Source organism: Bacillus piscicola (genome assembly GCF_022458745.1).
GTDB lineage: Bacteria > Bacillota > Bacilli > Bacillales > Marinococcaceae > Alteribacillus_A > Alteribacillus_A piscicola.
On the sequence record NZ_JAJJJF010000017.1, the window covers coordinates 1 to 26,175 of the forward strand.

The 26,175-nt window shown below is 37.2% G+C and carries 25 protein-coding genes and 2 pseudogenes; 4 read left to right on the forward strand and 23 right to left on the reverse strand.

The window, feature by feature from the left end:
• Window positions 1-283 precede the first annotated feature (283 nt).
• The 9 genes and pseudogenes from LOR49_RS16250 to LOR49_RS16290 form a co-directional block, all read right to left on the reverse strand.
• Window positions 284-580: a hypothetical protein gene (locus LOR49_RS16250; RefSeq protein WP_240378006.1), complete on the reverse strand. Its 297-nt coding sequence runs from the start codon at window positions 578-580 to the stop codon at window positions 284-286.
• Between the two features lie 180 nt (window positions 581-760).
• Window positions 761-1,018: a hypothetical protein gene (locus tag LOR49_RS16255; RefSeq protein ID WP_240378007.1), complete on the reverse strand. Its 258-nt coding sequence runs from the start codon at window positions 1,016-1,018 to the stop codon at window positions 761-763.
• A gap of 164 nt (window positions 1,019-1,182) precedes the next feature.
• A complete protein-coding gene (locus tag LOR49_RS16260) occupies window positions 1,183-1,434 on the reverse strand; it encodes a type II toxin-antitoxin system PemK/MazF family toxin (RefSeq protein ID WP_240378008.1) in 252 nt (83 codons plus the stop codon).
• On the reverse strand, window positions 1,427-1,594 hold the full coding sequence (locus LOR49_RS16265) for a hypothetical protein (protein WP_240378009.1): 168 nt from the start codon (window positions 1,592-1,594) through the stop codon (window positions 1,427-1,429). The genes LOR49_RS16260 and LOR49_RS16265 overlap by 8 nt, the downstream gene beginning before the upstream one ends.
• 37 nt (window positions 1,595-1,631) lie before the next feature.
• Window positions 1,632-2,507 (reverse strand): annotated as a pseudogene (locus LOR49_RS16270) (tyrosine-type recombinase/integrase).
• A 210-nt stretch (window positions 2,508-2,717) separates the two neighbouring features.
• On the reverse strand, window positions 2,718-3,521 hold the full coding sequence (locus LOR49_RS16275; protein ID WP_240378010.1) for a MerR family transcriptional regulator: 804 nt from the start codon (window positions 3,519-3,521) through the stop codon (window positions 2,718-2,720).
• 171 nt (window positions 3,522-3,692) lie between these two features.
• Complete coding sequence (locus tag LOR49_RS16280; protein WP_240378011.1) at window positions 3,693-4,748, reverse strand: hypothetical protein; 1,056 nt, start codon at window positions 4,746-4,748, stop codon at window positions 3,693-3,695.
• Between the two features lie 12 nt (window positions 4,749-4,760).
• On the reverse strand, window positions 4,761-5,591 hold the full coding sequence (locus tag LOR49_RS16285) for a permease prefix domain 1-containing protein (RefSeq protein WP_240378012.1): 831 nt from the start codon (window positions 5,589-5,591) through the stop codon (window positions 4,761-4,763).
• Window positions 5,592-5,604: 13 nt separating this feature from the next.
• Entirely contained in the window at window positions 5,605-5,937 is a 333-nt protein-coding gene (locus LOR49_RS16290) for a PadR family transcriptional regulator (RefSeq protein WP_338021159.1), read from the reverse strand.
• 488 nt (window positions 5,938-6,425) lie between these two features.
• On the opposite strand from LOR49_RS16290, the gene LOR49_RS16295 reads away from it, so the two are divergent.
• The 3 genes from LOR49_RS16295 to LOR49_RS16305 are packed head-to-tail and all read left to right on the forward strand — an operon-like array spanning window position 6,426 to window position 7,347.
• Window positions 6,426-6,638: a helix-turn-helix transcriptional regulator gene (locus LOR49_RS16295; RefSeq protein ID WP_275899717.1), complete on the forward strand. Its 213-nt coding sequence runs from the start codon at window positions 6,426-6,428 to the stop codon at window positions 6,636-6,638.
• A gap of 24 nt (window positions 6,639-6,662) precedes the next feature.
• Window positions 6,663-7,034, forward strand: coding sequence for a DUF2178 domain-containing protein (locus LOR49_RS16300; RefSeq protein ID WP_240378013.1), 372 nt, complete (start codon window positions 6,663-6,665; stop codon window positions 7,032-7,034).
• A gap of 31 nt (window positions 7,035-7,065) precedes the next feature.
• Complete coding sequence (locus LOR49_RS16305; RefSeq protein ID WP_240378014.1) at window positions 7,066-7,347, forward strand: DUF3784 domain-containing protein; 282 nt, start codon at window positions 7,066-7,068, stop codon at window positions 7,345-7,347.
• 290 nt (window positions 7,348-7,637) lie between these two features.
• Here LOR49_RS16305 and LOR49_RS16310 read toward each other — a convergent pair whose 3' ends face one another.
• The 5 genes from LOR49_RS16310 to LOR49_RS16330 form a co-directional block, all read right to left on the reverse strand.
• Window positions 7,638-7,937 (reverse strand): hypothetical protein, encoded by a 300-nt coding sequence (locus tag LOR49_RS16310; protein ID WP_240378015.1) that lies wholly within the window; start codon window positions 7,935-7,937, stop codon window positions 7,638-7,640.
• A gap of 24 nt (window positions 7,938-7,961) precedes the next feature.
• Complete coding sequence (locus LOR49_RS16315; RefSeq protein WP_240378016.1) at window positions 7,962-8,774, reverse strand: hypothetical protein; 813 nt, start codon at window positions 8,772-8,774, stop codon at window positions 7,962-7,964.
• A 414-nt stretch (window positions 8,775-9,188) separates the two neighbouring features.
• Window positions 9,189-10,304 carry a LolA family protein gene (locus LOR49_RS16320; RefSeq protein ID WP_240378017.1) on the reverse strand — a complete coding sequence of 372 codons (1,116 nt, stop codon included), beginning with the start codon at window positions 10,302-10,304 and terminating at the stop codon, window positions 9,189-9,191.
• A 13-nt stretch (window positions 10,305-10,317) separates the two neighbouring features.
• Window positions 10,318-11,766 (reverse strand): HAMP domain-containing sensor histidine kinase, encoded by a 1,449-nt coding sequence (locus tag LOR49_RS16325; RefSeq protein ID WP_240378018.1) that lies wholly within the window; start codon window positions 11,764-11,766, stop codon window positions 10,318-10,320.
• On the reverse strand, window positions 11,763-12,467 hold the full coding sequence (locus LOR49_RS16330; RefSeq protein WP_240378019.1) for a response regulator transcription factor: 705 nt from the start codon (window positions 12,465-12,467) through the stop codon (window positions 11,763-11,765). The genes LOR49_RS16325 and LOR49_RS16330 overlap by 4 nt, the downstream gene beginning before the upstream one ends.
• Window positions 12,468-13,313: 846 nt before the next feature.
• Here LOR49_RS16330 and LOR49_RS17810 point away from each other — a divergent pair.
• Window positions 13,314-13,921, forward strand: a pseudogene (locus LOR49_RS17810) (IS110 family transposase); the annotation flags it as partial.
• Window positions 13,922-14,278: 357 nt separating this feature from the next.
• On the opposite strand, the gene LOR49_RS16340 reads toward LOR49_RS17810, so the two are convergent.
• The 9 genes from LOR49_RS16340 to LOR49_RS16380 form a co-directional block, all read right to left on the reverse strand.
• Window positions 14,279-15,610, reverse strand: coding sequence for a hypothetical protein (locus LOR49_RS16340; protein WP_240378021.1), 1,332 nt, complete (start codon window positions 15,608-15,610; stop codon window positions 14,279-14,281).
• Complete coding sequence (locus LOR49_RS16345; protein WP_240378022.1) at window positions 15,585-15,800, reverse strand: hypothetical protein; 216 nt, start codon at window positions 15,798-15,800, stop codon at window positions 15,585-15,587. The genes LOR49_RS16340 and LOR49_RS16345 overlap by 26 nt, the downstream gene beginning before the upstream one ends.
• 115 nt (window positions 15,801-15,915) lie before the next feature.
• Window positions 15,916-17,448, reverse strand: coding sequence for a Tn7-like element transposition protein TnsE (locus tag LOR49_RS16350; protein WP_240378023.1), 1,533 nt, complete (start codon window positions 17,446-17,448; stop codon window positions 15,916-15,918).
• The gene (locus tag LOR49_RS16355) at window positions 17,429-19,300 is read right to left on the reverse strand and encodes a TnsD family transposase (protein WP_240378024.1); all 1,872 of its coding nucleotides are present in this window, start codon (window positions 19,298-19,300) and stop codon (window positions 17,429-17,431) included. Before LOR49_RS16355 ends, LOR49_RS16350 begins: the two co-directional genes overlap by 20 nt.
• Before the next feature lie 64 nt (window positions 19,301-19,364).
• Entirely contained in the window at window positions 19,365-20,537 is a 1,173-nt protein-coding gene (locus LOR49_RS16360; RefSeq protein ID WP_240378025.1) for an AAA family ATPase, read from the reverse strand.
• Window positions 20,538-20,547: 10 nt separating this feature from the next.
• Window positions 20,548-21,336: a hypothetical protein gene (locus LOR49_RS16365; RefSeq protein ID WP_240378026.1), complete on the reverse strand. Its 789-nt coding sequence runs from the start codon at window positions 21,334-21,336 to the stop codon at window positions 20,548-20,550.
• Window positions 21,337-21,405: 69 nt separating this feature from the next.
• Entirely contained in the window at window positions 21,406-23,100 is a 1,695-nt protein-coding gene (locus tag LOR49_RS16370) for an ATP-binding protein (RefSeq protein WP_240378027.1), read from the reverse strand.
• Window positions 23,075-25,240: a Mu transposase C-terminal domain-containing protein gene (locus LOR49_RS16375; RefSeq protein WP_240378028.1), complete on the reverse strand. Its 2,166-nt coding sequence runs from the start codon at window positions 25,238-25,240 to the stop codon at window positions 23,075-23,077. Before LOR49_RS16375 ends, LOR49_RS16370 begins: the two co-directional genes overlap by 26 nt.
• Entirely contained in the window at window positions 25,237-26,073 is an 837-nt protein-coding gene (locus LOR49_RS16380) for a TnsA endonuclease N-terminal domain-containing protein (RefSeq protein WP_240378029.1), read from the reverse strand. The genes LOR49_RS16375 and LOR49_RS16380 overlap by 4 nt, the downstream gene beginning before the upstream one ends.
• Window positions 26,074-26,175: the final 102 nt, after the last annotated feature.

Consider the following 26,175-nt stretch of genomic DNA (forward strand, 5'->3'; position numbering starts at 1 on the left):
TATCTTCGCAAAATTTTTTGTAGCTTTAAAATAAAGTTCGATCAAAAATACCTCACAAACCTGTATATTGCCACAAACAGAAGAATCCATTTTGGAAAAAAGATTGATCAAAATGGATTCATTATTTGTGAAGTCGTATACAATTTTTATAAAAAAGTTTGATCATTTCTACGTATGTTATTCCGCAATTGCGCCCGATTGCGGAAATTCATAAGTACACGTTTTGTTTCACTAAACGAATACCTTTTTAAGTTTAAGTGGCTTATTTCATAAATTTTATTTTTCAGGCGATATTATTTAATAAGGTTTTATGTAATTTTTCTTGACACTTTTCCTGATAAGAAACCCTACCAAGTTTGTTATTTTTGAATTTCCCAATTACTAGACGGACATCTTTATTATGGATGATTAGTTCCCTATATTTTTCGTCATTAAGGTAGTTTTGGAACCATTGTTGTCTTTTTAGATGCTTTATATTTCTTTCTATATCTTCCTCATCAACCTTTAGAAACGGTATAAATCCACCAATATTTACAAAAACAACTACAGCAAAGACAAACAAGTAAAATATGACTTTCAAATTTAACCCTCCCAGTTAAAAGTATACATAAGAAATACGTTTAAAACATTTAAAGAGTTTCAATTTCTATTACATAAACCTGCCAGTTAGTTCAATTAGCCTTACTCCATTATATGGCCCTTATATGGCGTGAAGGGCGCAATGATTTATGCCGCAATTGCGCCCGTTAGCTGATAACTGTCATTTTACTGAGTCTACGATTTCTTTTGCTTCTAACAATGACAAACCGTATTTCTCTCTTAATGACTTTACAGTCTTTACTTCTGTTGAGCTTTTTAATGTTTCTTGTGCTTCTTTTTTCATATTGTCATATTCTCCAGTTTTCTTTAAAAGCCTTAGGTTTTCTTTTTTTAAAGCACTGTTTTGGCGCATTAAACTAATGCCCCAACCTAATAACAAAATTATAATTAATAGTGAACTTATTTCTGACCACTGCATTTAAAAGACCTCCTTATAATTTAACTTTAACAAATTCTTCTTGAACAATCTGGCCCTTTTGCAGAACTAAAAACAACAAATTGCATTACTAAAATAACTTTTTGCATATGTTAAGTACTCTCTCAAGATCATGGTTATGTAACTTGCCAATATGACGCTTCAATTCAGAACCGTGAACAGAAGTGATTTTTGAAGTACACAACAGACGGTTTTAATAATCCTGCTTCCTCCCAATATTCCAAAACAACATCAAATTGATTTCTAGCCATTTGGCTTGTGACCGGTGCAATAATGACATCTGCATCCAAAGCTAATTCATTTCCAACAATAATAACAGGGCGCTGTTTAGTTTGACGTGCTCCTTTAAAAAGAACATCTGCCACCCAAACATCGCCCTGCTTCATCTTACTACTCATTGTATATGTCATCCTCCTCGTTATCCCACCAGGAGTAATTTTCGCCTAGCATAAGAACATCCGTAGCCATATATTTTTCTTTGATTTTGTCGAGTACTTTTTTTCTATCTTGTTCACTCAACATGTCAATTTCCTTTATAATTCTTTCGGGGATGGACATATAACACACCTCCATTAAGCTTTGCTCTTATTATATCTTATATGTTCGGTAACATAAATGTTTCTGTTGTTCTAAAAATACTGCTATAAAAGTCGTGTCTTAATTTCCCACTTAGATGAGCGTAAATCCTTGTTGTTTCACTCTTTTCATGACCTAGAAGGCTTTGAATCACTTCAAGTGGAGCACCATTGTCGACCATATGTGTTGCATAGCTGTGACGTAATTGGTGAGGATGAATCGTTTTTTTGATTCCAGCTCGATTAGAAATACGTTTAACGGTGTATCTAAGCGAATCGACGCTCATACGTCTTTTAGGGTTACGCTCTGTAACAAATAAACAGGGTTCATCATCATCACGTTCTTCTAAATACCTTTTCAACCAAATTGCACAGCGTATATTAAAATAAACTTCCCTTTCTTTATCCCCTTTTCCGTGCACAATTACGGAGTTTCCCATGAAATTAATATCATCCCTATTTAATTTTGCAACCTCACCTATACGGCACCCAGTAGAATAAAAAACTCAAACAAAGCATTTTCCATTGGTGTATGACATCCTTCGCGGAGGTGTTCAATCTCATGTTTGGAAAGAAATTTTGGGATTCGTTGACCTAACTTAGGTTCTTTTAATTTAGCAGCTGGATTTTTTAGAATATATCCTTCCTCATGTGTCCACTTTAGCAATGACTTAATGAAACGTATGCGATGCCCCAAACTGGAGGCTTTTAAATGTCCACCCGCCTCAACTAAGTATTGTTTCAATTTTTCTGTTGTAATCCCACTCATTTTAATATCATCGAAAAAACGCTTTAAAAGATTGTATTGAAAACCGTACATTTTCAAAGTGAGAGGGGGAATATCCTTCAATTTTTTTATCAGACTGGTACTTTTCCCACGCTTCCGACAACAGCATGTTTTTCACACTCCAAACTATGAATCAATTAACTTGATCCCAGTATGGTCAGGATATACTACCTTTATTCAACAATCGAAATGTATACCTGAGTAATTGTGGAAACAGATAAAAGTCTCTGTAATTAAAACGGGCACAACCCAACCCTAGTTCGAGAATCGCGCCCGTTAATTGCGGTAAAAATCACTGTTTCTACAATTGTAAAGGATTTTATTTTTTCTTATTATCCTGTTTAGTTTCTCCATAATCAGATTTAATGTACTTCACTACTTCCCCTAAAAAATTTTCCTCTTCAGGTGTAAAAATGTTAGGTAACTTAAAGTCCATTGTGTCACCCTCCATTGATTCTTGTGTTTTTTGTATTTGTTTTGCTGCATCTTCCTTGTTTTCAACATGTTTCATTGTAATCTCAGACAATTTCACAGCCAGATTTAATGCTTCAGATGATTGCGGGGAAGCTCCATCACGAATTAATTTTTTCAATTCCGTTAACCAATCTAGCATTTCTATATCCATTTGCAGTCGCTGCTCTTTCGGGAGTGAAGAAAATTGTTCGGCGACTTCTTCTGAACAGTATTCTTTCACCCATTCTATTTGATCTTGCTCATTTTCCATCTGAAAGAGAAGTGAACCTAAAATTGTCCATGTAATTGGTTTTCCTTCCTGCAAAAGAAATTGTACACGCTCTACTGCTTCAATAGCTTGATTTAATTCATTTTTCTTTTCGGTAAGGAGTTTATGTTGCCATGGTAATGATTCTTCAAGTTGCTTGAAATCATCCGATTTATTATCCATTAAACTTTTGATTTCTTGTAATGAATAGCCTAAAAACTTTAAAGACTGGATTTGCTGCAATTTCGCTAAATCTTCAAACCCATACAACTTGTGACCAGACCTATTTTGCTTTGCCGGTATTAGTAACCCTAATTCTTCATAAAATCTCAACGTTCTTACTGTTGTTCTTGCGCGCTTGCCAAACTCACTAATAGTGAAAACATGTTCATGTTTTTCCATAAAATTACCCCTCCATCAATATTGTTATAATTTTATATTAGCCTATGACGTAACGGAGGGAGCAAGCAAAAAGTAATTAAAAAATATGGACCAATTCAGGCACAATTTATTAGGTTATAGCACCCGTTAATGGAATAACTCTGATTCCCTATATTTACTTTTATCTACCTATTATCTCTTATTGCGGGGAAGCTCCATTTTCTCTTCTTCCCCGCTTTCCAGATGATACCGGAACAGTTCAAAAGTTTCTGACTGGTTCGCTTCGCTTGTCTCTTTCACATAGTATAAAAGTGTGTTATCTCCGCTGAGCTGCGCATGCTGTACGGAATCATTGATGTGAAGGCGGTCTCCTTCTTCTCCGGATGCACGGTCATACGATACCATGTCGTACTCATACAAGCCGCCTTCCCCGTAATTCATGATTGTCTGGTATAATAGTTTATTTTTATCTTCCATCCACACTACTTCACTGATCGGGACTTTACTGTTTTTATCGGATATAACTTTCATCTCCTCCGGCTTTTCGATGTTCATTTCATAAATCCGCTGCACGGCTTCAAACATCGAATCCGGCGTGGCGTTTTCATAATCGTCGGCCAGCACCATGAGCATCCTTTTTCCGTTCTCTGCTATGCTCAGCGAACCTGGGGAATACGTCTCAAACGACCGTATTTCTTCAAAATCGCCGTCCGGCTTCAAAGTATATAAGCTTGATGAGAAAGGCATGAAACCTTCTTCCGGCTCCCCTTGCGTACTGAGGTGGATACCATTGATGATCAAGCGCTTTCGTGCCGGATCCTTCACAAGATCCGTGATGACACCACGCGCCTGCAGAACCGTTTCTACCTTTCCCCCCTCCGCAGAAATCGTATGAATATCGCTGTATTCAAGCTGAAATTCTTGTTTACCGGGAGGAGCTTCCGGGTAACCGGTCGTTTCGACAACGGACAAATCTCCGTTTTCATTGAACACCGGACTCCACAGTTTCTGTGATTCCCCGGCCGTGTAGACTCCTAGACTTTCTCCCTCACGCCCTTTCACATACAGCTCCTGTCTGTCGTCTGATTCCATCACATAAGCGAGACGTCCATCCGGTCCGATGTTGTATTCGCCGGTAAAAGACGGCTTTGTGTTTTCACTGGATTCCACCATGCCTCCCGCCGCGGCAAGCCCGGCCGTCACGACAGCAATGAAACCGAATACAATAAGCATGCCTTTTTTGTTCATTTAATTGCCTCCTTATTCGAACAATCCCATGACAAATGGAACGATGAGCGGCCAGAACACGGACGCGAGAATGAGAACGGTCAGAATCAGGCTTCCAACCACCAGTTTCGGATAATGGGGGAGCAGCCGAATCTGAACCGTATAAAGTACCGCCCATACTGCCATAGGAATGAACACATGTAACAAAATAGCAGCGGACGCGCCAAATCCCATGGCAACAAGATAAATATATAATGCTGCCAGACCACCCACAAGAGAGAGCGTAATATTGACGATATGGATAAGGCGCCGGGACATTTTATGTTCCTTCTGCCGTTCATACGTCAATGCGGTCCGATACAGAAGATACAAGTTGAGCAGTATCATCAAAGGACGCGCCGGGTTTAAGAAACTGGAATAAGTCCATGATTGCCATTGGGTAAGAAGAAACAGAAGATTCAAAACCAAAGCAAGGGCCAGCCATAGCTTTCGATTGACGGCAAACGTGCGGTTCAATGCGAAAAATAATACAGCAGAGTGCCCGACCGTTCCAACGAGAAGATACCAAAGGGCTGTCTGCTCCTGAACAAGCACCGTTATATATTTCCCGAATGTAAATAAAAAACCGAGCAAGGCAAGTAAGAGTAGCAGCTCCCGTCGGTATGGAAACATCGCCTGCTGCAAACTGTCACCGATATGAGCTTCCTTCCCGAACATTTTCATCGCCTCCTCCTCCGCTTCCTCTTCCGTTTTTCCTGCTTCCATTTCTTCATCTCGGCGCATCAGAACGTGTGTCAGCATCTCCTCATATAAGTCGGCCCGCTCGGAGCGGCTGCAGTCAGTCTGTGCGGCGATTCGTTTCACATAAACCTCCAACTTACGTGTCATACGCTCTACTAGCCTTAAGAAGCAGACTATGAAGCGATGCCCAGTCTTTTTGCCTACGCTCGAGTTCGGTTCCGCCTTCTTTGGTCATCGTGTAATATTTTTTCCGTCTTTCGCCTTCCGGTGCGCTCCAGTACGAAGTCACGAAGCCCTTGCGTTCCATCCGTTTCAGCGCCGAGTAGAGCGTTCCTTCACTCATGCTGTACGCTTCGTTACTCAAACGTTTCAGCTTCTTTGTCATTTCGTACCCATACAAATCCCGTTCCGCAATCAATGACAGCAGAATCAGATCAATGTTACCCTTCATCATTTCTTTATCCATCATCTAATCTTCCCTTTCACTGAAATACAGGTCCAGTATAAAATCTTATACATCGTATTACAAGGGTTGATGTGAATTTCCATCCTTATCATTTCTTTCCCGATGCTAAGATAAAAGTATAACAATCTGCAGAAGGAGACCTGCCAAATAACCCCCTAAAGGGATACTAATCTAACTATCCCGGGGGGTTATTTTCATCAAACTTTTTTATAAATTATTGAACTTTATTTCATTACCAAGCCTACTTTGTAGAAAGTCTTATAAAATAGAGGTTGATACATATCAGTTTGTATCAACCCCTTACTTCTTTTTCAACAATAGCGCCCTTTTGTCGCATTATTTATTTCGAGGATTCAGATTACCGTGTAGAATCCAGTAACTAGAATCATTGTTGATTCTAGTTACTATCTTTAAATAGATGTAAATTATACTTTTAAAATGTAAATTATATGTTACAATTAGATTGTAAGTAAAAGGAGTGATTAAATAATTTGAAGGAGATATCAGTAAAGAATAAGGTGAAACTAGCCCGTATTGAAAAAGGTAATTTAACCCAAGGAGAATTTGCAAAATTAGTTGGAGTAACAAGACAAACAATGAGCCTGATTGAAGCACAGAAATATAATCCGACAATTAAAGTTTGCCTGCTACTTAGTAAGCATTTAGAACGTCCAGTAGATGAATTATTTTGGGTAGAGGAATAACCAAAAAAGAGGTGGATAAAATCGATGAAATTTAATTTTTTAACGATAATAATTGGCTCGATTGTAAGTTTTGGGATTGTGTACCTAATCACAGGGCAAATACTATGGGGATTAATAGTTGGTCTTCTTATTGGAGTGGGAAGTGCAAAATGGTTCAGAGTGAAGAAACAAGAAGCAAGTGACGAAATTGAGTATGACGAAAGGGTTAATAACAACATTAAACATGCTTCCCTGCAAACTTTTTCTATTTTTAATCTAATACTTTTTGTGTACTTGTTATTTTCGAAACAAATCCTTAATGAATATTCGATTAAGATAAGTCATTTACTTATTTACTTATCAATCACATTCATTCTTTCTTACTACATAGTTCCTTTGATTGTAAGAAGAAAATAAATTTAAGAAACTAATTTAGAGAGGTGTAAAAATGAATCAACTGTTAATAATCGCTGCAATTGTACTTTTTGTCATAGCTTATCTGATAGGCGTAAAAAAGCAGACATGGATATTATCTGGATTCAATCAAAATCGTGTCAAGGAACAAGATAAACTAGCGAAAATAGTTGGCTCGTATAGCTTGTTAATAGGACTTGTTATGTTAGCTGGAGGATTAATTAATTATCCTAGTAGTGAAAAGATATTATTCGCAGTCATGGTGATAGGCTACCTTATCTTACTGGGATATGTAAACACAAGAATGGTTGAATAACAGCTGTAAAAAAGCAGGTGAGAATTCATCGAATAGGTTCTTTTATTGAATGGGCGCAAATCCGTGTTGCGGAAAAGCGCCCGTTTGCGTAAGATAGTTAAGTCATTAGGGTATGAAATTTGGTATTTAGATGTTGTTCGAATGCCCTTTAAAAAAGATATAATAAGCTAAATACAAAAAGAAAACACCGCCAATTAAACCTGATATATTACCCCAATAAAAATATAGTAAGGGTATTGGAATTAAAATTAAGTAAATAATCCCCCAAAAGATTCTTTGTTTTTTCGGCATCATTCGGAATCATCGTCTTTTCTTTCCCTTAAGGAAAAAAGAAAAAGGAATGGAATACAACCACATATTAAAAATATGACTCCTGTCAAAATGCCATCTGTTGTAGAAAATCCTTCACTGAGCGAGGTGAAAGTGCCTACGATAATACTAATTAACGCTAAAGTGATAAATGAAATCACTAATCCTTTTTTAGCAGATTTTTTATTGCTTTCGTAATCTACACTTATATTCATTGATAAAAATGCCAGTACGACCGTTGAAACTATAGTTTTATTCCCTTCAATTTTATCATGAAGCATTTTCTACACCTATGTAATCTGCCTTCACTGTTTTATCCGAGCCATAAACAAATACCCAATCACCGTAAGCATCCGGATCTTATCTTGTTTGGAAAGATTATCCGACAATTCTACAATATCATTATGCGTATCCCTGAATATGTCTGTGTATTCGTGAGGAAACTTACCATTATAAAAGTAAGCCCATTGATTACCTTTTTCATCAACCCAACTAAAATCTCCAGAAAAACCTGATGCTTTGATGGAGAGAATCGGCTCTTCTTTTTCGTTAAACAACTGTCCTTTAATATGGAATAGAGCCTTCAGTTCCTCCTGTATATATGTACCAATTTTTTCATTTTCCTGGTTAATAATCGTTAGCTTCACTTTCTTCAACCAGCCTGTTTTTTGGAATGTGAATTGGGTTTTTCCATCATGTGTTACAAACAAGTACGATAACGGAAAGAATTCTATAAACGAATTACGAAGAATAAGGATTGGATACATCCACCAAGGTATTTTCAGCGGTTTTACCATGCCGATAAATCTTCCATCCTTCTCAAACAGCAACAGTCTTGGGATTAAGGCCACATCCTTTTTTATTACTACATGATTGAGATTTAATATCTGCTGTTGTGAATTTGGAATCTGAAAGTCTTTTACCTTATTGTACTGCGAGCGACTTATAAGAATAATAGTGAAAACGAGGCCAATTGGAAATAGAAAAAACAGCATTTCCAGCCACTCCCCTGTTGTTTCGGGGGTCTGCAATAGCACCCACCCTACGATGATCAGTATAACAAATCCTAAAAATACCCATCCCAGCTTCTCCCGCCGCTTGTACATTTCTGCAATCAAAACATATTCCCCTTCACCATTTTAATCTGTATCTATTTTTAACCTAAATATCCAACTATCTTTGAGAAGGATCTTCCACAATATCTCCTCGATTTTAGACACTAGGCTTTATTCCATTTTTGTCCTTTATTTCAGAAAGATAGCTATTTAAGAAGGATTGTTTCCTTCTTACTAAAAATTTCATGAGCAAAGTATCCAAATAAATAACCTAGCCGAGTTCTAAACTAACTGTATTTAGTAGAGAGATTAGGAAAAACATACTTAAAAATACTCGTCAAACGTTGATAGATTGCCTACGCTCATCATTATAGAGCTGATAACAAAATTCTCGCTTTTATACATGATGCATTGTTCATCAAGATTCTTTTGATTTTCCCTAAACATAAACAACCTTCCTCCCCCTCACATTGACAATCAATCAGAGGATAGCTCCATCTGTTCCGCCGCATAAAGGAGATCTTCCACTGTCCCTTCTGGATGAGAACTAGAAAGATTGTATTGAAGACCGTCTTCAGACCAGGTAATATAGCGTAGCGTATCCATATCGGTGGAATGACCTTCCTTCCCACGAATTGTATGATTTTCTCTTCCTGGGATCTCTACTTCTTCTGGTTCATTTCCTTGGTTTCCCTCAGCCTCATCCACTTTCATTTCTAGCCAAGGCTCATCATTTTGCGTATACGTAAAAATGATCTCCTCTTCTTCCGTTCCATTGAATGATCGTTGTATATGCTCAATTTGAGATAATTGAACATTGGATTCTTCTTCATTAAGAACTAGTACCGATTGCCCAAAATACTCTTCTACATCTTGTATACTCCATTCTTCTACCGTTTCGTCCATATCAAATTCTTGGTCGGCAGCATCGACAATCACCACATCTTCTGGTAGGTCAAGAGCGAACAATTCCTCGTCTTCGTCTGGGTTTGTATCGAGTTCTAATACTTCAAACTCTAAACGAATATCTCCCATATGTTGAACTTGCTTCATCAAAAACCAGCTTTCTTGGTCAATCCATACCTCCATATCCTCGTTGATAGCCTCTTCGTTTCTCGTCTCTAGTACAAGATGATACGTGTTGTGACCGTTGACTTCTTCTTCCCCGACAAACTCAATGTCATGTGTTTCTTGATATTCTTCCAACATTTGCAGTCTCTGTGTCATTTCATTGGTCGGTTCAATTTGAATCACTTCATTTCGAGTGGCTTCCTCTGCTCCTTCTTCATACGACAGTGACGTTTCTCCATCACTGACAATATACTTTGTTGTTCCATCACCTCTTGTCAATTCCTTCCGATTTTTCGAGCCTTGCTCTTGCGGAAAATGCCATTCTTTCGCATAAAGCTCTTCTGTTAATTCTCCATCAATATACGTATCTATGACGGTCTCCATATAAAAGGCCGTTCCCTCTTCATTCTCAGTAAGTGCGTTGGAGACCATTTCTTCAGGAGAAGATGTCTCCATACCATTTCCGCATCCAACAACAGCACAGAATGCTAATATCATTACACCAAACTTTATAACCTTCATTCTCTGTTCCTCCTTACTTTTTAGGAAGCCATACAGCAATCACTGTTCCTTTTTGATGACATGGGATCATTTGAACCGTCCCGCCATGTTCTTCTATAATTTGCTTGACAATGCTTAATCCAAGTCCTGAGTGATGAATGGAATCCTTCTTTCCTTTTTGCGGTAGGTGCACAAACGGCTCGAAGGCGAGAATACTGTCTTCCTCACTCATTGTGGGCCCATCATTTTGCACGACAATCCAAAATCCATGACCTTTTTTATTCAACCTCTCCAGTGCTTCTCTGAATAGATCGTCTGGAGCATCATCTATGGTTTGAAAAGCGGTTGTTAAAATCGTTCCTGTTTTAGACGTATAAGTCATTGCATTGTGAACCAAATTGTCGATGACTCTTGTCAAATGAGAAACGTCTGCCATCAATCTTCCTTTTGCACGGTTGACCGAATGATAATGAATGCCTTCGGATAGACACCATTCTTCATAACCAGAAAAGAGCATATCGCACAGCTCTTCCACATCAACTTCAACCTTCTTATTGACATGTTCTTTTCGTTGTAAATGTACAAACGTGTGTAGGTCTTCGATTAACCGTTTCATCTGTTCTGCTTTTTGTATAATCGTTGATGTGAAAAAAAGATCATCGTTCTTTCCCTGACGTTTTTGCAAAGTTTCCGCATACGTTCGTATAGTTGTAAGAGGGGTTTTCAAATCGTGAGACATAGAAGCCATGATTTGTTTCTTTTCTTCTTGCATTTTGTCACGTTCTTTTTGGGCACTCTGCAGCCTGTTCTCCATTTGTTCGAAACTTTGAATGAGATGACCAACTTCATCGTTCTGCTTGGGAATATTAGTATCCTTTAATGCTCTGCCTTCTGGCACTCTTTTTATTTGTTCCATCAATTGAAACAACGGATTGGTCACTTTTCGGCTTAACCAATACATTATTAGAACATAAAAAAGTCCAACACCAATCACAAAACCCCCGATGATCAACCCACGATAACTTCTGGCTTCAGCCACCCACGCTGTCCGTGGGATTACTATTTCATAAACTCCCGCGATTTGTCCTGCGGAAAAAACTGGATTTTTCAGAGCATAGCTACTGTATCTCCTGTCGAGTTCATAAAGGTTTTGGTACAAATTTTCCCGTGAATAAAAATAAGAACTGGATGGGAGATGGAATGTAGAAAATAAAACATACCCTGTGGGAGAATATAGGGTGACATCAACGTCATTCGGTAATATTTGCTCCAGTTCCTCATACTCTCTGTCAGCTTCCTCGTATAAAGCGGGATGTTGAAGACTTCCTTCCACTTCATGCATGTCTTCAATCACGGATAAATGTTCCTCTAACATGCGGTTTTGCTCTGCCTGCTCCATGATCCAGATGAGAAGGATGACCCCAATGACAGGCAGTAACATGACAATCAAATGGGTGAGAGAAAGCCAATATTTTAGTTTCATAACAGCGGTTCCCCAATAAACTTATAGCCAGTGCCCCATACCGTTTTAATCAGAGTGGGTTGTCTTGAATGATCCTGTAATTTCTCCCGTAACTTTCTAATATGGACGGTCACGGTGTTCTCCCCTTCGCTTGATGCAGGATGATGCCAAATATGCTCATACAAATCCTGTTTGCTAAAGACGACATGTGGATTGGAAGCAAAAAGATACAACAACTCAAACTCTTTCCCCGTTAAATCAATGATCTTTCCTTTTCGTTTTACTTCTTTACTGGAGGGAATAATCGTTAGCCCTTCAAAAGCTATCACATCTCTCTTGTCGAGACCGGAATGATACTGATAATGTCTTCTCAGGTGAGAGCGCACACGAGCCGTTAACTCCTCCAGACTAAATGGTTTAGTAAGATAGTCATCCGCTCCAGATGAGAGACCTTTCACTTTATCCTCATCAGCCGATCTTGCACTAATCATGAGAATTGGCACCGTACTTTTGAAGCGAATATGTTCACACAATCGGTAGCCATCCATTTCTGGGAGCATGAGATCCACAATAGCAAGACTGTAGTCGTCTTTTTGGAAGTCTTCCCATCCCTCTGCACCAGTCGTAGCGATTGTGACGGCAAATCCCTCTTCTTCAAGCGTGTCCTTTATAATAAAAGCGATTTCTGGATCATCTTCAACGAGAAGAATTCTATGTCCCATACACATCCTCCTGAATCATGAATTATAACTCACATATCTTAGTTCTACGGAAAGTTAATAAAAAGTTAATCATTTCAGGATACAATAATTTATTATGAATGTTAAAAGGGCTGTCATACTGACAACCCTTAGGGCAAATCGTGAATATAATTATTCATGTCTTCCCTCTTTGTTTACATAAAGGGTGATAAAACAGCCGAGAAAAGTTTTGTACCGAGTGACATGGAATTCCCCACCATTTAACTGCCCGATTGTGGTAAAAAGAAATGATTAGTTATTGATTAATTTTTTGATTACAAAATCGATAATCACACCAATCAATAAATAATATGTTATGTTAATATTATATATCAAAGTATAATCCGTTTTCAGCGAATGCCTTTAAGTCAGGAAATAGCTCCTGTAATATATGTAAAAGTAAGTTAGGAAGGCCTAATAAATAAAGCGACATATTTTCGACATCATAGCCAAGCCAATTATAAAAACAAATACCTATGCTCACAATCGTTGACCAAAAACCAAAAAACTTAATAAGCCACATCAAATTTCCCCTAAACAATTCTAACTGCGATTCATATACTCCTATCCTGCCCGTTCATATTATAAGGTCAGCCAGTCATTTCTGGTTGACCTATTTTTAATAGGTTTTATGTTTGAGGGAGCCGGGGTAGGACGATCTGGCCCGTGGGACACTGATCCCGTCCGTAATACTGTCCACCCCTCCTTGTCGAAACATGTTTGAGGCTGGTTGGGACACGATCCCGTATAACAAGTGAAGCTATGAAACTACAAGTGATTTGAGGAGCTCACCGGCAAATCTATTTATTAAAGGAGTGGCAGTCATATATGGATCCTGTCATCGGCCTGATATCGCAAAAGGAGAAAGCCAGGTCCAAGCCTTTTTAGAAAAGAAAAAAGCTTATAAACAAAGCTTTAAATTTGAACACCATCTACAAGGTCTTCACGCTTTTTATCGTTTTTACGAGGAAGTGGAACAGGTTTCCGGACAACCTCCGGCAGTAATCTTTTGAATCCATGGGGCACTATTATGAGCCTGTGCTCCAATTTCTTGAAGAGCATGGCATAACGTATTATTTGATCAATCCAGTGGTTTCCTATAAAGCCAAAAAAACCAGTTTGCGTAAAGTGAAAACGGACAAAGTTGATGCATTCCATCTGGGTGAGCTTTACTATAAAGAGGATCTGGAAGTTTTCCAGAGGAAACCGAGCAATACCTGAACCTTCGTCATTTATCCCGGCAGCACAGTGCTTTGACGGATAGCTATGTTAATATCAAACTTCAGTTCCAGGCTGCTTTGGATCAGATTTTCCCGGAACATCAAAAAGTTTTTAGTGACCTTTATGGCAGCCTTTCATTAAACACCTTACAATGCTATCCGACTGCTTCGGATATTCATGAGATCTCTCAACAGGACTTGGCCATCCGCATGCAAAGTGTACCACGAACCCATCGCTTCTCCCAATACGGACGGGGGGGCCCGCCGCAGATAAATCCAGAATGCTTGAATGGATGCGGCGTTGATTATAGAAATCCATGAATTCGGCAATTTCTTTGTAGGCTTCTCCATATATTTGAAACTGGAATCTTGATAAACAGTCATCTTCGAAGGTGAAGGATGACGGGAATAAAGGCAAATAATAGAAAAAGAAGTAGTTCCGAAAGAATCGCTTCTTTCGTCCTTTGTTCCCCGTGGTCACGGAAAGCGACCAGACCGTTCTACCTGCTATTTTTTTGTAAAAGTGGGTTTAAGGGAAACATAAAAGCCTTAAACTATAAGGTCAAGCAATATTCAAGTTTTCACACTGTAGAGAGTGACTAAGTAATTTTTGGTGCCTGGCTTTAGTTCCACCTTAATAGTATCTCCTTCATCGAAATATTCCAATTTCTTTTTTATTCGCTCTGGGTTTTTCACAACTAAGTTTTCAAATGTATGTTTAGCTTCAATATTTTTGAATGGAACCCCAAATAACTCAAATACCTTATTTTCATTGGCTGTTATCATTAAAGGCTTGTCTTCTACATCGTTTATAAACTTTTGAACAGTATCTTTATCGTCAAAATTTGTACTGAAATTCTCGATTTTAGATGTTATTTCCTTTTTATTAATTACTGCTTTAAGAACTTCAATTTTTTCATAATCTTCATCCCCCATGATATCTGGTAATTGAAATCTAATGTCAAATTCATCCTCTATTCGCGTGAGCTCTGAAAGTAGTAATAATCTCTCATTCAAACCTTGAATATCTTGAGAATCATCCAACCTTACATTTTTTGATGAAAAAAATATATTTTGAGTTTCAAGAGCGATTAACCTCATCTCCGAACATTTTCTCGCATATTTAAGAAATTCTAAAAAAACTTTTTCGGCCCTGACATTTCTTTCAAAACTTTCTCGTACCCTGATATTGAACTTTATTTTTTCTTCCTCAGTTGGAGAGTCATGCACAAAAATATTCGGCATTATCAAGCTCAAAACCACTGGAGAATTCTCTTGGCGAATGTTGCTAATCACCATTCGATTCCTCTTATTATCAACCTCGGTAATACTGAGCTCCAAGTAATCCACCAATACTCTCTCTATTTCTTCCACCAGTACTAATTTAGCTTTAATTGAGAAAGGTAACTTTTCGGGAACAATAAACCATTCCCCTTCCTCAACTGCGTGGTGCTCTAGTGAGAATTCATTATTAATTAATTCATCTCCAATCCATGTTTCTATATATTTCATATCAATACTTATTTTTTCTTGAGAAAAATATTTTCGAGTTACCAAATCTTCAAAAGTCTCACCTTCCGTTGCTTGTCCCTCAGTAATAGAAAAACTTCCTTTAAAATGCAAAGGGTACTTTTTAGCTACTTCTTTACTTGCAGGACGATGCTCAAACGCAATTTTTGACCCTATATTCACAGGAGTAAATGAATAATGAGGATAAAGAGGGTGGAGCTTTTCAACCTGATCCGTAACCTCTTTGAGAATCCCGACCGCTTCTTCAAATTTCCCTTGCTCAATCAGCATAGATATATATTCAATTGGATTGTTAACTATGTTTACCTGATTACCCTTAGAGTTGATCAATGCTACTTGATTTAACGCATTATTTTGATTTATCTCTTTTCCCATTCTCTGATCCCTCACCACCTATATTAATAGAATTTTTCTTTGATTTTTGAACAGCAATTTGGTTTTTTCCTTTTTCTTGTGTTATTCCTTCATTTTTATACTTTTTATTTATTATATATTTATAAGCTCCTACTCCAACAACAACTGTTGCAATTATACTTGCTAAAATGCTATTTAAAAGGTCCACCATCACTTTCCCTCCTTATCATGGAAAGGCTTGCCTCAAAAATATTTCACTACTGCCTAAATAGCTTGCGGTATCAATCATTTCAATCTCAATTTCTGAAGTAAAGGGGATAAGACCATTATGAGAACTTACCTAATAAAATTCTAGCCCAATTTCGAATCCCTTTACCACTATGTTTTGCTTTTGCTATGTTAATTCCCTCGGTTTCAAAGTATGCTAATGACTTACGAGTCCAAGTACCACTAGCATTGACAAGATCCAAAAGCAGATTATTATTGATTGTACTCCAATCTTGTTTGTCAGGTGAGGACAAAATAAGTGTGGATAAGGAACGGTATTCACGTTCTACCTCAATGACGTTGAATAGTCCTCCATTCATCATACGTACCTTAGCAATCACATATCGTCTTTTTGTAACGCCGTCACTAAGCTTTGTAAATTTTCGCTCTCCGGAACCCTCTGGCAACACATCCGTAAAAGCTCGAATCGCTTTTACTTCCGGAAACTGCTCTAATATTTTTAAGACATTAATGAAGTTCTGTAATTCCCCTTGCGCTTGGATTTCGTGTAGCATTTGATGCTCCAATCCCCTTGCAAGCTGCTGGCCTCCAACATCTGCTGTAGAACGAATGGAATCATTGACGCCATAGTATTTCTTTGTATTTTCATCCTCTTCCATACGTTGTTTTGAAGAGCCACGTTTCATCCGGTTGATTTTTGGCACGGAAGTATATTCATGTCTCAACTGATTCATCTGCACAAAGTCAAAGTCCTTAGTGGACCCATCTACCTGTTCATCTAATGCGAGACCTTCTACCCCATCTTTTTTATTTAAAGAGCGATATGTATATTTCTTCGCTTCTTTCGACCTCTCTTTATCTTGTATTTCCGGATGTGAAATGGAAATGTTATCATACGGAATATGCTTATTTTTTACATTAACAATTTGTAATACCGTCCACGTACTACTGTTTTCCTTTATGCGGGCAGTTACTGTAATCGGTTGCGTGAAGCTCCAGTCAAACATCAAGGTCTTTTTCTGCAGCCACGTAAAGGCGATACTTTCATATACTTGCCGCAAATCACGGTTCGTTAACAGCCACACCAATTGATAAATAAAAGCTGTTTTGGTGTATTTCAATTCATACAGTGTTGAAAAGCTAAGATGAATGTTATTTGGTTCGTAAGTTTCGGTGAAAAATTGAGGAAATGAATTCGATTCAAACAAGCGATATAAAAGAAAACCATTAGGTGCTAAAATACTGCGCAGTGCTTCAATAACTGGCAGAATGACATTTTTATCATTAAAGGAGAAGGTGAAACTTCGAGAAATTGCAGTATCATCGCTCCCCTGAATGCTCCAGGGCTTCTCATAATACCTTACTCTGTCCGGATAGATTGTAATGTCTACTTCCCGTGCCCCTTGTGGTGGCTGACTTGTGGTGATTACACCATCACTATAAAAATGCTGGATAGCAAAGCAAGGCAACGTCCCCCAATCCAATAGTAATTTTTTGGTTATTCCCCGTGCCATAAAATACGCATGTAGCATCATTTTATTTTTGTAACGAAAGGGATCCCCAATCCAAATTAGCCTCGCTTTTTCTCCCTTCCGAAACGGCCATTTCATTTTAACCTGTTGTGTACTCATCCTTATCCACTTCCTGTTTCTGCTGCATGTACGCTTCTAAATGCGGTCTAATTTCATGAAAGTGATGTGATTTCACTGCACCAATGCGTTGCACCTTCCATAACCTGACAGGTTCTTGCTCCTGCAATATTTGGTCTATAATCTTGCAACAACGTCTGATTTGGAATTGCTGCGTCGTTTCTGTGACTTCATATAAGAACTTTTTCGTTTGTGGCAGCTTATCAAGATGTTTCTCCAAGTTCGATAATATTCCAAGACGCTTTCCAACAATCGAAATAGTGATTCGAACAGGCTTATCTATCATCATAAGCTCTTCATACATCTTTTTCACATTCGATAGGTATTCACGATCACGCGCTTCCCAATCCACCGTTGATTTCGGTGTTTCTTTCGTTCGACTGACAGGCAACCGTTTAAATAACCATTCCTCATCATTGCGATATAAGTAGATATATTCTTTTTGAAAACGTTGCCTAATTTGCGTTCTTGAATAATGTGGATATTGCCGCATTCCCTCAAGTAATTGACTTCGATAATGTTCTAGCATTGGAGTATTCACCTTATCTTCGGGCCTTTCTTTTTGCTCATCATCCCTGGATAAATATTTTTTTGCAGTCTTAGAATCGACTCCAAGCATTTTGGCTAATGATCTAATACTTAGCTCCCTCTCGTTTGCTAAAGCACGTAATTTAGCCTCCCAGACGTCTCCAAACGCTTTTACACGACCAATACGATATTTATCTTCATCAGATTTATCGGGACCTTTTCTAGCATAAACAAAGCCACATGAACACTCAAATGTACCAATAGGCGCAATTGATTTAAAATCTCTTGTTATCTTTACATTAGGAATTATAAATTGCTTGCGATGACCAGCTGCCTTATTTAGACATGGCCAAGGACCTTTACCGAAAGGTCCCGCATCTTCAGTCACTTGTAAAAACGTCTCTACGTCCTCTTCTAAAAAATATAGGAAGAATAGGTGGCGCAATGGATGTACATGACGTTTTACATTACGAGTTAAAACCTTCAGCCAGTTGTATTCGTCGTGCTCTATTAAAGCGGATTCATATTTTTCTAGAAATCCTTTGGGAAACTTAGCTTGAAACGCGTAGAATAATTCTTTCTGTCTTACCCTGTTTGAGGTAGTAATCAAATCCCTTTCTCTAAGTAGCGTCCTGTATTTATATGTAATGATTTCACGTGAGAATGCCGATATGTCAGTGTTCAATAACTGATATGCCATTCTTGCTAACTTTACTCGAATATCAAAATAGTCTGGATATCCAATACCCTGTAAAATGGAAAACTCCATTCTTTTTGCATCAAAGCGAATAAATTCAATTCGACTTTGTGTTTTAAAATCAGCTGGATATTTCTTTAATTGCAACAAATGATGCGCGCACAGATCGATGCCTTGTAATTGGTGCTCTCTATGTATATATGGTTCACCGTATTTATCCATATCAGCCTGAGCACATTGCGGACAATAGTACAATCCATCTTTCTTGCAAATGCTTCCTGCAACCATCCCTAGCCTTGTATAAAGCCCTTTTCCATCTCCTTGAACATCTTCTATAATCTCCTGCTGTCGCTGTTCAGAAAGAAAAGGAGCATAAAATGGATAGATAGTGTGCTTTGCTAGCAGATACTCTACAGAATAATACTCTCCCATTTGTTTAGCCAAATCACGAAAATGGCTGCCAATCTCAACACTCGGTATCATAGAACGACTTTGAAATACTTCTTCCAACGTATCTTTATAATCGATATTACCACTGTAAAAGTGGTACCGAGCAATAGCTGAATAGATTAATTCATCTGGGTATGGATCCGTAAAGAATGGGAGCATATTAATTACCTCCTAATATGGCATGAAATAGATCAAAAGCTTGTAATGCAGCATAGCATATTAGCTATATCAAATCCTTTTCATTTATGTACTCAAATAGTTGTAGCCTTATTTTCCGTTTAATATTTCTTAAGTTATTTTCTTGTTCTAAATTCACTCTAGCAATAAGTATTTCTATATCCTTATCAGAAAGCTGTAATTTAGCTCTGCGAATATAATCGTTCAAGATTCGCCTTGCAAACAAATGCTTGTTTTCTAATGACAGCACTTCAAAGTGTGTTACTAAATCAAAACGAGATTTTAATTCGGGGGATAAGGAGTTATTATATTGATCTACATTAAGATTTGATGTGAAAATGATGATATAACCAGTTAAGTCATGCACTTCTCCCATTGCATCATCAAATTTCCCTTCCTCAAGTAACTGAAGAAAAAAATTGTGAACAGCCTGATCAGCCTTTTCAAATTCATCAACCAGTACAACGCCAGCCTTACTTCTTTTAATCTTCTTTACAAAATCACTCTCTGTCCCACTATCTACATATCCAGGTGGGCTTCCAATCAAGCTTGCTAATGAAGATTCACTTTTATAATTTGCAAAGTTTATTTTCGCTAATGTACTTTGGCTATCTAAAAAGTTACTTAGCATTCTAGCCACCTCTGTTTTACCAAGGCCCGAACCGCCAACTAGAAAAATTGATAAAATGGGGTGATCTTTTAACTTTTTATTGAAAAATCTAAAAGATTGGATGATGTTTATTAGATCCTCTTTAAAAGCAAAATGTCCAACTAAGTTTATGTTAATATGATCTTTCAATTTGTCCATTTTATCTTTTCGTGAATTAACGATCGTTTTAACGCTTGTAGCAGATTTAGATTGCTTTCTGCTCGTCTCTGCTTCATTGTATCCCGATGTAACTGATTTTGTTGTACTAAAGAAGACTCCTAATACTTCTAGTGCATAATCAGCGTATTTTTCGTCAATAACAAAATTTAAGTCTTCAAATTCGTCTAGTAAGTAGAACAGTTTTTCCACTAAATACAATGAACCACCTTGATCTATAGCTTGCACGATTCCTGTGATATTAAGATCAACCTGCTTATGGCCTAGTATTTCTTCTAAACTGTTTTGCTTTAATTCGACGAGAGCAAATGATATTACCTTGACATTCTGCTTTTCTTGATCTTTTTTATACTTTTGAAAATGAGCTTTATTATAAGTGTATAAAATGGACATTAATACCTTATCACCCTAACTTTAATTCTTGAATTATGGCGAGAGTATCGATATAGTGATAATTTGTATCATCTGCATCACCGCTCTCTGGATTTTCACTTCTATCAGACGATCTAACATTCCCATCAACAGACGAATTACCGCCTTGTTTCAGGTAATTAAAAGTACTTGTTAAATCATTAATTTTCTTTTGCCCTTTGTAAATGCCTATCAATGTAACTTTACCCATAACCAAATCGTCAATAGTATAATTATTCTCAAATTCATTATTTACTTCTGAAGGGATTTTCATTAAGTAATTATTCCCTTCACTCTTAGCAGTCAAGATATATGCATAATCTGAAACTAAAGACTTTAGTATTTCGCCAATCGGGATGTCTTCATGTGTGAAACGATCAAGAATTCCTTGTTTAATCAACTTCATTTGTCTCATTTCTTCTTCGTTCTGAATACTTAAGTCTACATTCCTAATAATAACAAGTTGTCCTTCTTTAAACTCCTCTGTTTCACCTTCTGATTTCACTTCTTTAATAACATCTCTTAAAATTACTGAGTTAGTCGACTTAACCTCAACAGTTTTTCTCAAACTAGATGCTTTGGCATATTCGTAAGATCCTTCTCCTCCTACTTCAAAAATAGCTTTAAGCATTGCTCCGACTCTGGCTGTAACTTTTGATGTATGTTGTTTGTTCTCATCTTTTTCTTTAGAAACATCAACTTCATTGTTTAATAGCATGGCTATTTCAAAGACTTTATCAAAATTTAGGTAATAAACCGTAAAATGATCCAAGTTACTCAATTTCTAGGCCTCCAACCACGTTATATTGTATTTCTTACACTTTTTAAAAAAATTGTTACTTAATACGATTTAATAGAATTCTTCCAAAGGATTTTTAATGTATCCATTTGTAACTAATAATTCGTACGGATGCTGCTTTTTATCTAATGCACGCTTTCTCTGTTTCAATAGAGGTAAAGCTTCCTCGTTTTTTACTTTTGATTTTTCTTTTTGATCTTTCTTTTTCTGATTCAATGTAATAGCTGCTTGAATAACTTCAGATTTTAGCTGAGAAAAGTCCGTATCAAGATGATTAGTCTCTACTATTTGTGTTGTTAGTTTTTTGATATCCTGACTTTTCAGACTATCAAATATTCCAAGAGCAGCTACTTCAACTGATAGGCTTTCAGCTGTGTCTTGGCGTTTGTACTGAATTGTGTTCTGACGTTCTTTAAAGGCCTTTTGAATCCGCCCTGTCACTTCTGTATTTCGCTTATGACTCAGCATGACTTCATCCAGGTTAATCATAATATCTTCATACTTCATCATGTCGGCTAAATTGTTCATACGGATAGCCGTTATCATTGGTTGAATCGTTTGCATATCTTCTTTAGCAGTCTTTTTTAATACTTGTGGTGTAATGGTTTCAGTCGGGTTGTCCTCATCAAATAATGCTCGTTCCTGCGCTAAAATAAATAGGTTTACGGCAACCGCAGTAATCCCTTGGCATTCATAGTAAAATGCCCTCTTTGTCTCCTCTGCAAGCTCAGAATGTGTTTTTAAGCACTGTAATTCCCAAAGTGTTTCAAGAAAAAATTCCCATTCTTCACTGTCTTCTGCCATACGATCCCAAATAATTGCCCCATCACTTGCTGCCCGTCTTGCCTGTCTGAAATTTCCTTTGAATAGTTTTTGCGCTTTAGAAGTACCGATTAAAACCGTTGGAATGCCAACCGTATTGGACAGTGTAACAAAAAAATTCAGCATTTCTTCCTGATCATTTTTAGAATGTAGTAAGTGCTGAATTTCATCAATTACTAGAACACCAATGCCATACATGCTTGCTAAGGAAGTCATATGCAAAAGCATTGTCGATGTTACTCTATTCAAATAACCGTACTTTTCTAGATAGCGAGTACCGAGTAAATCATCAATTGCCTTGAAGAAGCTTTTGCAAAGCGTTGACAAGCTACCATCATATGGACAATCGATTTTAAGCCAAACAATTTGTGTGCGATTAAAAGGTTGTCCCTCATAAGTTTCATGTTTAATGACTTGCGGATACATGAGCAGTAAGCGTTCAATCGCCGTGGTTTTGCCGATTCCAGAGATACCTATAATGGATAAGCTATCAGCTGTAGAGCGAATATAATTTAAACGGTCCTTGATATGCTTATGTGCCAGCTCTTCCTCTTCACGTAACTCATGTAACACTCGAACACGCTCTAGAAATGTAATGTCTAACGGATTTCGTGCTAAGTATCCTCTTCGAATCAACGTAGACAATCGGCGTTCTACCTCAAAATGAATCGGTAATGGCTGAATAAAATTCCTTACTCGTTTTAATACGTGATAACGAATATTCGTTGCACTTAATTTATCTTGCTCGCTAATTCGTGGTGTAACCATAAATCGTTCTAGCACATCATCCTCACTGAAAATAGGTGGAAGAGTCTCAATGAAAGGATTATTGGTATATTCACTTAAAGGCTGTTCTTTATAATTAGCTTTCTCAAACTCTCCTTTTAGGACAACCATGTCATTTGTTTTTGCCAAATTCCTCATCCCGTTTCTTCTTGAGTTTTTGCATTAGACGTGAGGTTGATTTCTTCTGTGGTGAATTATCTATTTTTTCCTTTGTTTCAAAATCTATTATATCTACTTGCGTTTCATCCAGTTTTTCATCTAAATTAAACTTTTCATTTTCTCGATTTAACATTTTTTCTGCTTGTCGGTTTACCCGTATATCACGTAGCTTTTCAGATTTGTTAATTGGCTGTGTTACAGATTGCTTTTTGTCTTCCATTGCCTGTTTAACAATTCCTTCAATCGCTAAATCCGCATTAATTGTGTTTTCTCTCTGTTTAACTTGTTCTTCGGCTTTCGCTTCCACTAAAAGATTCTGATAAAATTCAATTTCCTCTAGCGTATCCCTCTTATATTCCTTGCTGGTTTCCAATAGATAACAAGTATCAAAATCCCGCCCATCGGCGTGTGGTATATAGATTTGATTCATTTCTCGGGGATCATACAAAACTTCAATACTTGTATTTTTAAGTCTCAAATACCACTGTTCATTAAGAGCCTTTTCAGACCCATAGAATAAACCTTTAAATTTAAGTCCAGCCCGGGTAATTCGCGCTCTCCCTTTCGGTAACAAATTCATTCTGAGTATGTTTTTATCAGTTACAGTTTGTAGACGTCCCTTTTTATTCGCAATACCCCAATTCCACAAATTAATCGGTGTTGCTATTAATCCACTTGTAATCATTCCTTTTTCAAGTGGATATTTTTCTATGATTTTCTGATTATGTTTCAACACTAAATGAATTACAACTTTGATGAATTCCTCCAGATTCAAACTGGCATCTAAACGATAGTCCCGATCCCCACGTTCCCGAAATTCCTTTTGGATAGCACCTGGAGTTTTTCGCTTAATTTTTCCATTAATTGTTCGGAATTGTCGTTCAATAATTCCTTTTAAATCCCCACGATATGCAGGTGTATTTTCAATTTTAATGTTGAAGTTATTAATAAGGTTATCTACCGAATACCCTTCGAATTCACCCCGATCAGCAATAATAATTTCCGGTAAATGCCTTGCCGGCCATTGGCTTTCATCTATATTAATGTTGAATTGCTGACAGTATTCAACTTTATTAGCCACCATATTATCTAAAGCCATCATCGCTCCAATCCATGACGGACCTTCCAGTCCAACGTAAATACCCGTAACCATCCGTGAATAGACGTCAATAACACCATAAACAACAGGACGACCAATAACCAAAGATCTATCGAAAGAACTAACTAAAAAAATATCGGCAATCGTCGCATCTATTTGGAAACGAGTGCCAGGTCCATCTGTCTCCAGAGTGGAGTTACTTAATATTGGGCGATGTTTCAAATCAAATTCTTTGGCACTTATACGTAAAGTAATGTCTTGTTGCGGATCTTCGTATTTCTTAAACCAATAATAAAACTGATTGTAAGTAGGTATTCTCGAAGCATCCCACACTTTATATTTCAATATGTTATTTTCATGATATTGATCTGAATAAAATTCTCGAAGTAGATAATCATACGTTTCTGCTAAAGAAATCTGCTCTTTCTTTCTGTAGTATTTCTTAATAACATAAGCAAACTGTTTTTTTATATCTTCTGTAATATTAATTCCTTGCTGGCCATCATCTGATAGAGTATATTTTCTTGGTCTACCTACTTTCGATTCTGAAAGGTCTCTCTCTTTCCCCTTGCCGCCTGAATACATATAGTCAGGTAAAAGCGCATTTTTATTTAAGCCACGTTGCCAGAAGCGAGAAAACGCACGTTTTACCTTTAATTTACTTATTCCTGACTTTGAAGCAATTTCTGCCAACGTTCCTTCTCTAGTTTTCTTTTCTAATAATCTTTCTTTCGATACATTCCATGCCTCTGAAATAACCTGCCAATCTTTATCACGTTTCTGTCGTTGCTTTTCCGTTAAATCACTATCTGAGTAGCTTTTTGCATAGGGATCTGGAATAGCCAATAAGACTTCGGATTGTACCTCGGCTTCAAGTGTGGCAAGATCTATTTTCTTTGGCATTGATGTATCTCCATGCAGATCCACATAATAAGCAATTGGATCGTTAATTTCTATCACTCGTAAACGATTCTTATCGTCCTTATTAATGAATTGATACACTTGATTGTAAAAAATCATATCGCCTTCACCTTTTCCGAAAAGTCTTTTCTTACGGTTTTTATTGAAACAGTTTGATTAACATCGAGTTCAACAGATAAATCTATTTCTATTGTTTTAGTAATGACAAGATGCTTGAATAGCGTAATCCCACTGCCTACTGATAACCCATAATTTTTTTCTAATTGACGTGCAACCTCTTTCACAGAAAATTCTTTCGATAATAGCTTACCTATTAGGTATACACTATAATCATCTAGTTCAGATTGCCCGATTTCTTGGAAACCATCAATATATCTCAAATCAGCATAACCATGAATGAATGCTATGTTTGTTGTCATAGTTTTGGAAATTTCGTTTTCTGTTACAATACCCCAGTTGATTCCTTTACGCTCCCAATAAACACGCTCTATTTCAAATTTTTCTAGTACGCGTTCATCTGCCAAATCTTTTTTATACTTGATTGTTCGTGCTACATCGGTATTCTCCTGTCCTTTGGTTGTTACAACGAAATCAGTTGTCATTACAATATGTTCTTGTGTTTTAGGTTCTATAGGATGTTTAATACCTAACTCATCAGCAATTAATAAAGTCTCTTCAATCGGGAGAAGTGGATACTGTTCGCGGATATCAACAACTTCATCGGAATATTCCAGTAAATAAAAGTAATTTCGTTCCAAATCAGAAAGGAAATCGTATTGTCTTGGAATTTTAATACCCTTTAAGCGAGTAGACCGTCCAAGAGAGGATACATCCTGAATATGTAGCCATGGTTTATAATCTATTCCTAAACCTAGTCCACGGCCGCCTTTTTGCATCTTATCAACTGATTGTGAGCGCTTACGTTTAGCCAAATCATGTTCCCCCTTGTCCACTTTTTGACGACAATTTGCATATGTACAACTTTCAAATCGGATAGCACTTTATAGTCATTTCATATTCTTCACTTTTTTCTT

Excerpts from the sequence above, each read along its gene's own strand:
- LOR49_RS16310 (WP_240378015.1), bottom strand. The coding sequence starts at position 7,937 with ATGCTTCATGATAAAATTGAAGGGAATAAAACTATAGTTTCAACGGTC.
- LOR49_RS16275 (WP_240378010.1), bottom strand. The coding sequence starts at position 3,521 with ATGGAAAAACATGAACATGTTTTCACTATTAGTGAGTTTGGCAAGCGC.
- LOR49_RS16355 (WP_240378024.1), bottom strand. The coding sequence starts at position 19,300 with ATGCTCCCATTCTTTACGGATCCATACCCAGATGAATTAATCTATTCA.
- LOR49_RS16300 (WP_240378013.1), top strand. The coding sequence starts at position 6,663 with ATGAAATTTAATTTTTTAACGATAATAATTGGCTCGATTGTAAGTTTT.
- LOR49_RS16370 (WP_240378027.1), bottom strand. The coding sequence starts at position 23,100 with ATGAGGAATTTGGCAAAAACAAATGACATGGTTGTCCTAAAAGGAGAG.
- LOR49_RS16330 (WP_240378019.1), bottom strand. The coding sequence starts at position 12,467 with ATGGGACATAGAATTCTTCTCGTTGAAGATGATCCAGAAATCGCTTTT.
- LOR49_RS16345 (WP_240378022.1), bottom strand. The coding sequence starts at position 15,800 with ATGGTGGACCTTTTAAATAGCATTTTAGCAAGTATAATTGCAACAGTT.
- LOR49_RS16260 (WP_240378008.1), bottom strand. The coding sequence starts at position 1,434 with ATGAGTAGTAAGATGAAGCAGGGCGATGTTTGGGTGGCAGATGTTCTT.
- LOR49_RS16255 (WP_240378007.1), bottom strand. The coding sequence starts at position 1,018 with ATGCAGTGGTCAGAAATAAGTTCACTATTAATTATAATTTTGTTATTA.
- LOR49_RS16360 (WP_240378025.1), bottom strand. The coding sequence starts at position 20,537 with ATGTCCATTTTATACACTTATAATAAAGCTCATTTTCAAAAGTATAAA.
- LOR49_RS16325 (WP_240378018.1), bottom strand. The coding sequence starts at position 11,766 with ATGAAACTAAAATATTGGCTTTCTCTCACCCATTTGATTGTCATGTTA.
- LOR49_RS16320 (WP_240378017.1), bottom strand. The coding sequence starts at position 10,304 with ATGAAGGTTATAAAGTTTGGTGTAATGATATTAGCATTCTGTGCTGTT.
- LOR49_RS16290 (WP_338021159.1), bottom strand. The coding sequence starts at position 5,937 with ATGATGGATAAAGAAATGATGAAGGGTAACATTGATCTGATTCTGCTG.
- LOR49_RS16375 (WP_240378028.1), bottom strand. The coding sequence starts at position 25,240 with ATGATTTTTTACAATCAAGTGTATCAATTCATTAATAAGGACGATAAG.
- LOR49_RS16265 (WP_240378009.1), bottom strand. The coding sequence starts at position 1,594 with ATGTCCATCCCCGAAAGAATTATAAAGGAAATTGACATGTTGAGTGAA.
- LOR49_RS16280 (WP_240378011.1), bottom strand. The coding sequence starts at position 4,748 with ATGAACAAAAAAGGCATGCTTATTGTATTCGGTTTCATTGCTGTCGTG.
- LOR49_RS16305 (WP_240378014.1), top strand. The coding sequence starts at position 7,066 with ATGAATCAACTGTTAATAATCGCTGCAATTGTACTTTTTGTCATAGCT.
- LOR49_RS16350 (WP_240378023.1), bottom strand. The coding sequence starts at position 17,448 with ATGAGTACACAACAGGTTAAAATGAAATGGCCGTTTCGGAAGGGAGAA.
- LOR49_RS16340 (WP_240378021.1), bottom strand. The coding sequence starts at position 15,610 with ATGGGAAAAGAGATAAATCAAAATAATGCGTTAAATCAAGTAGCATTG.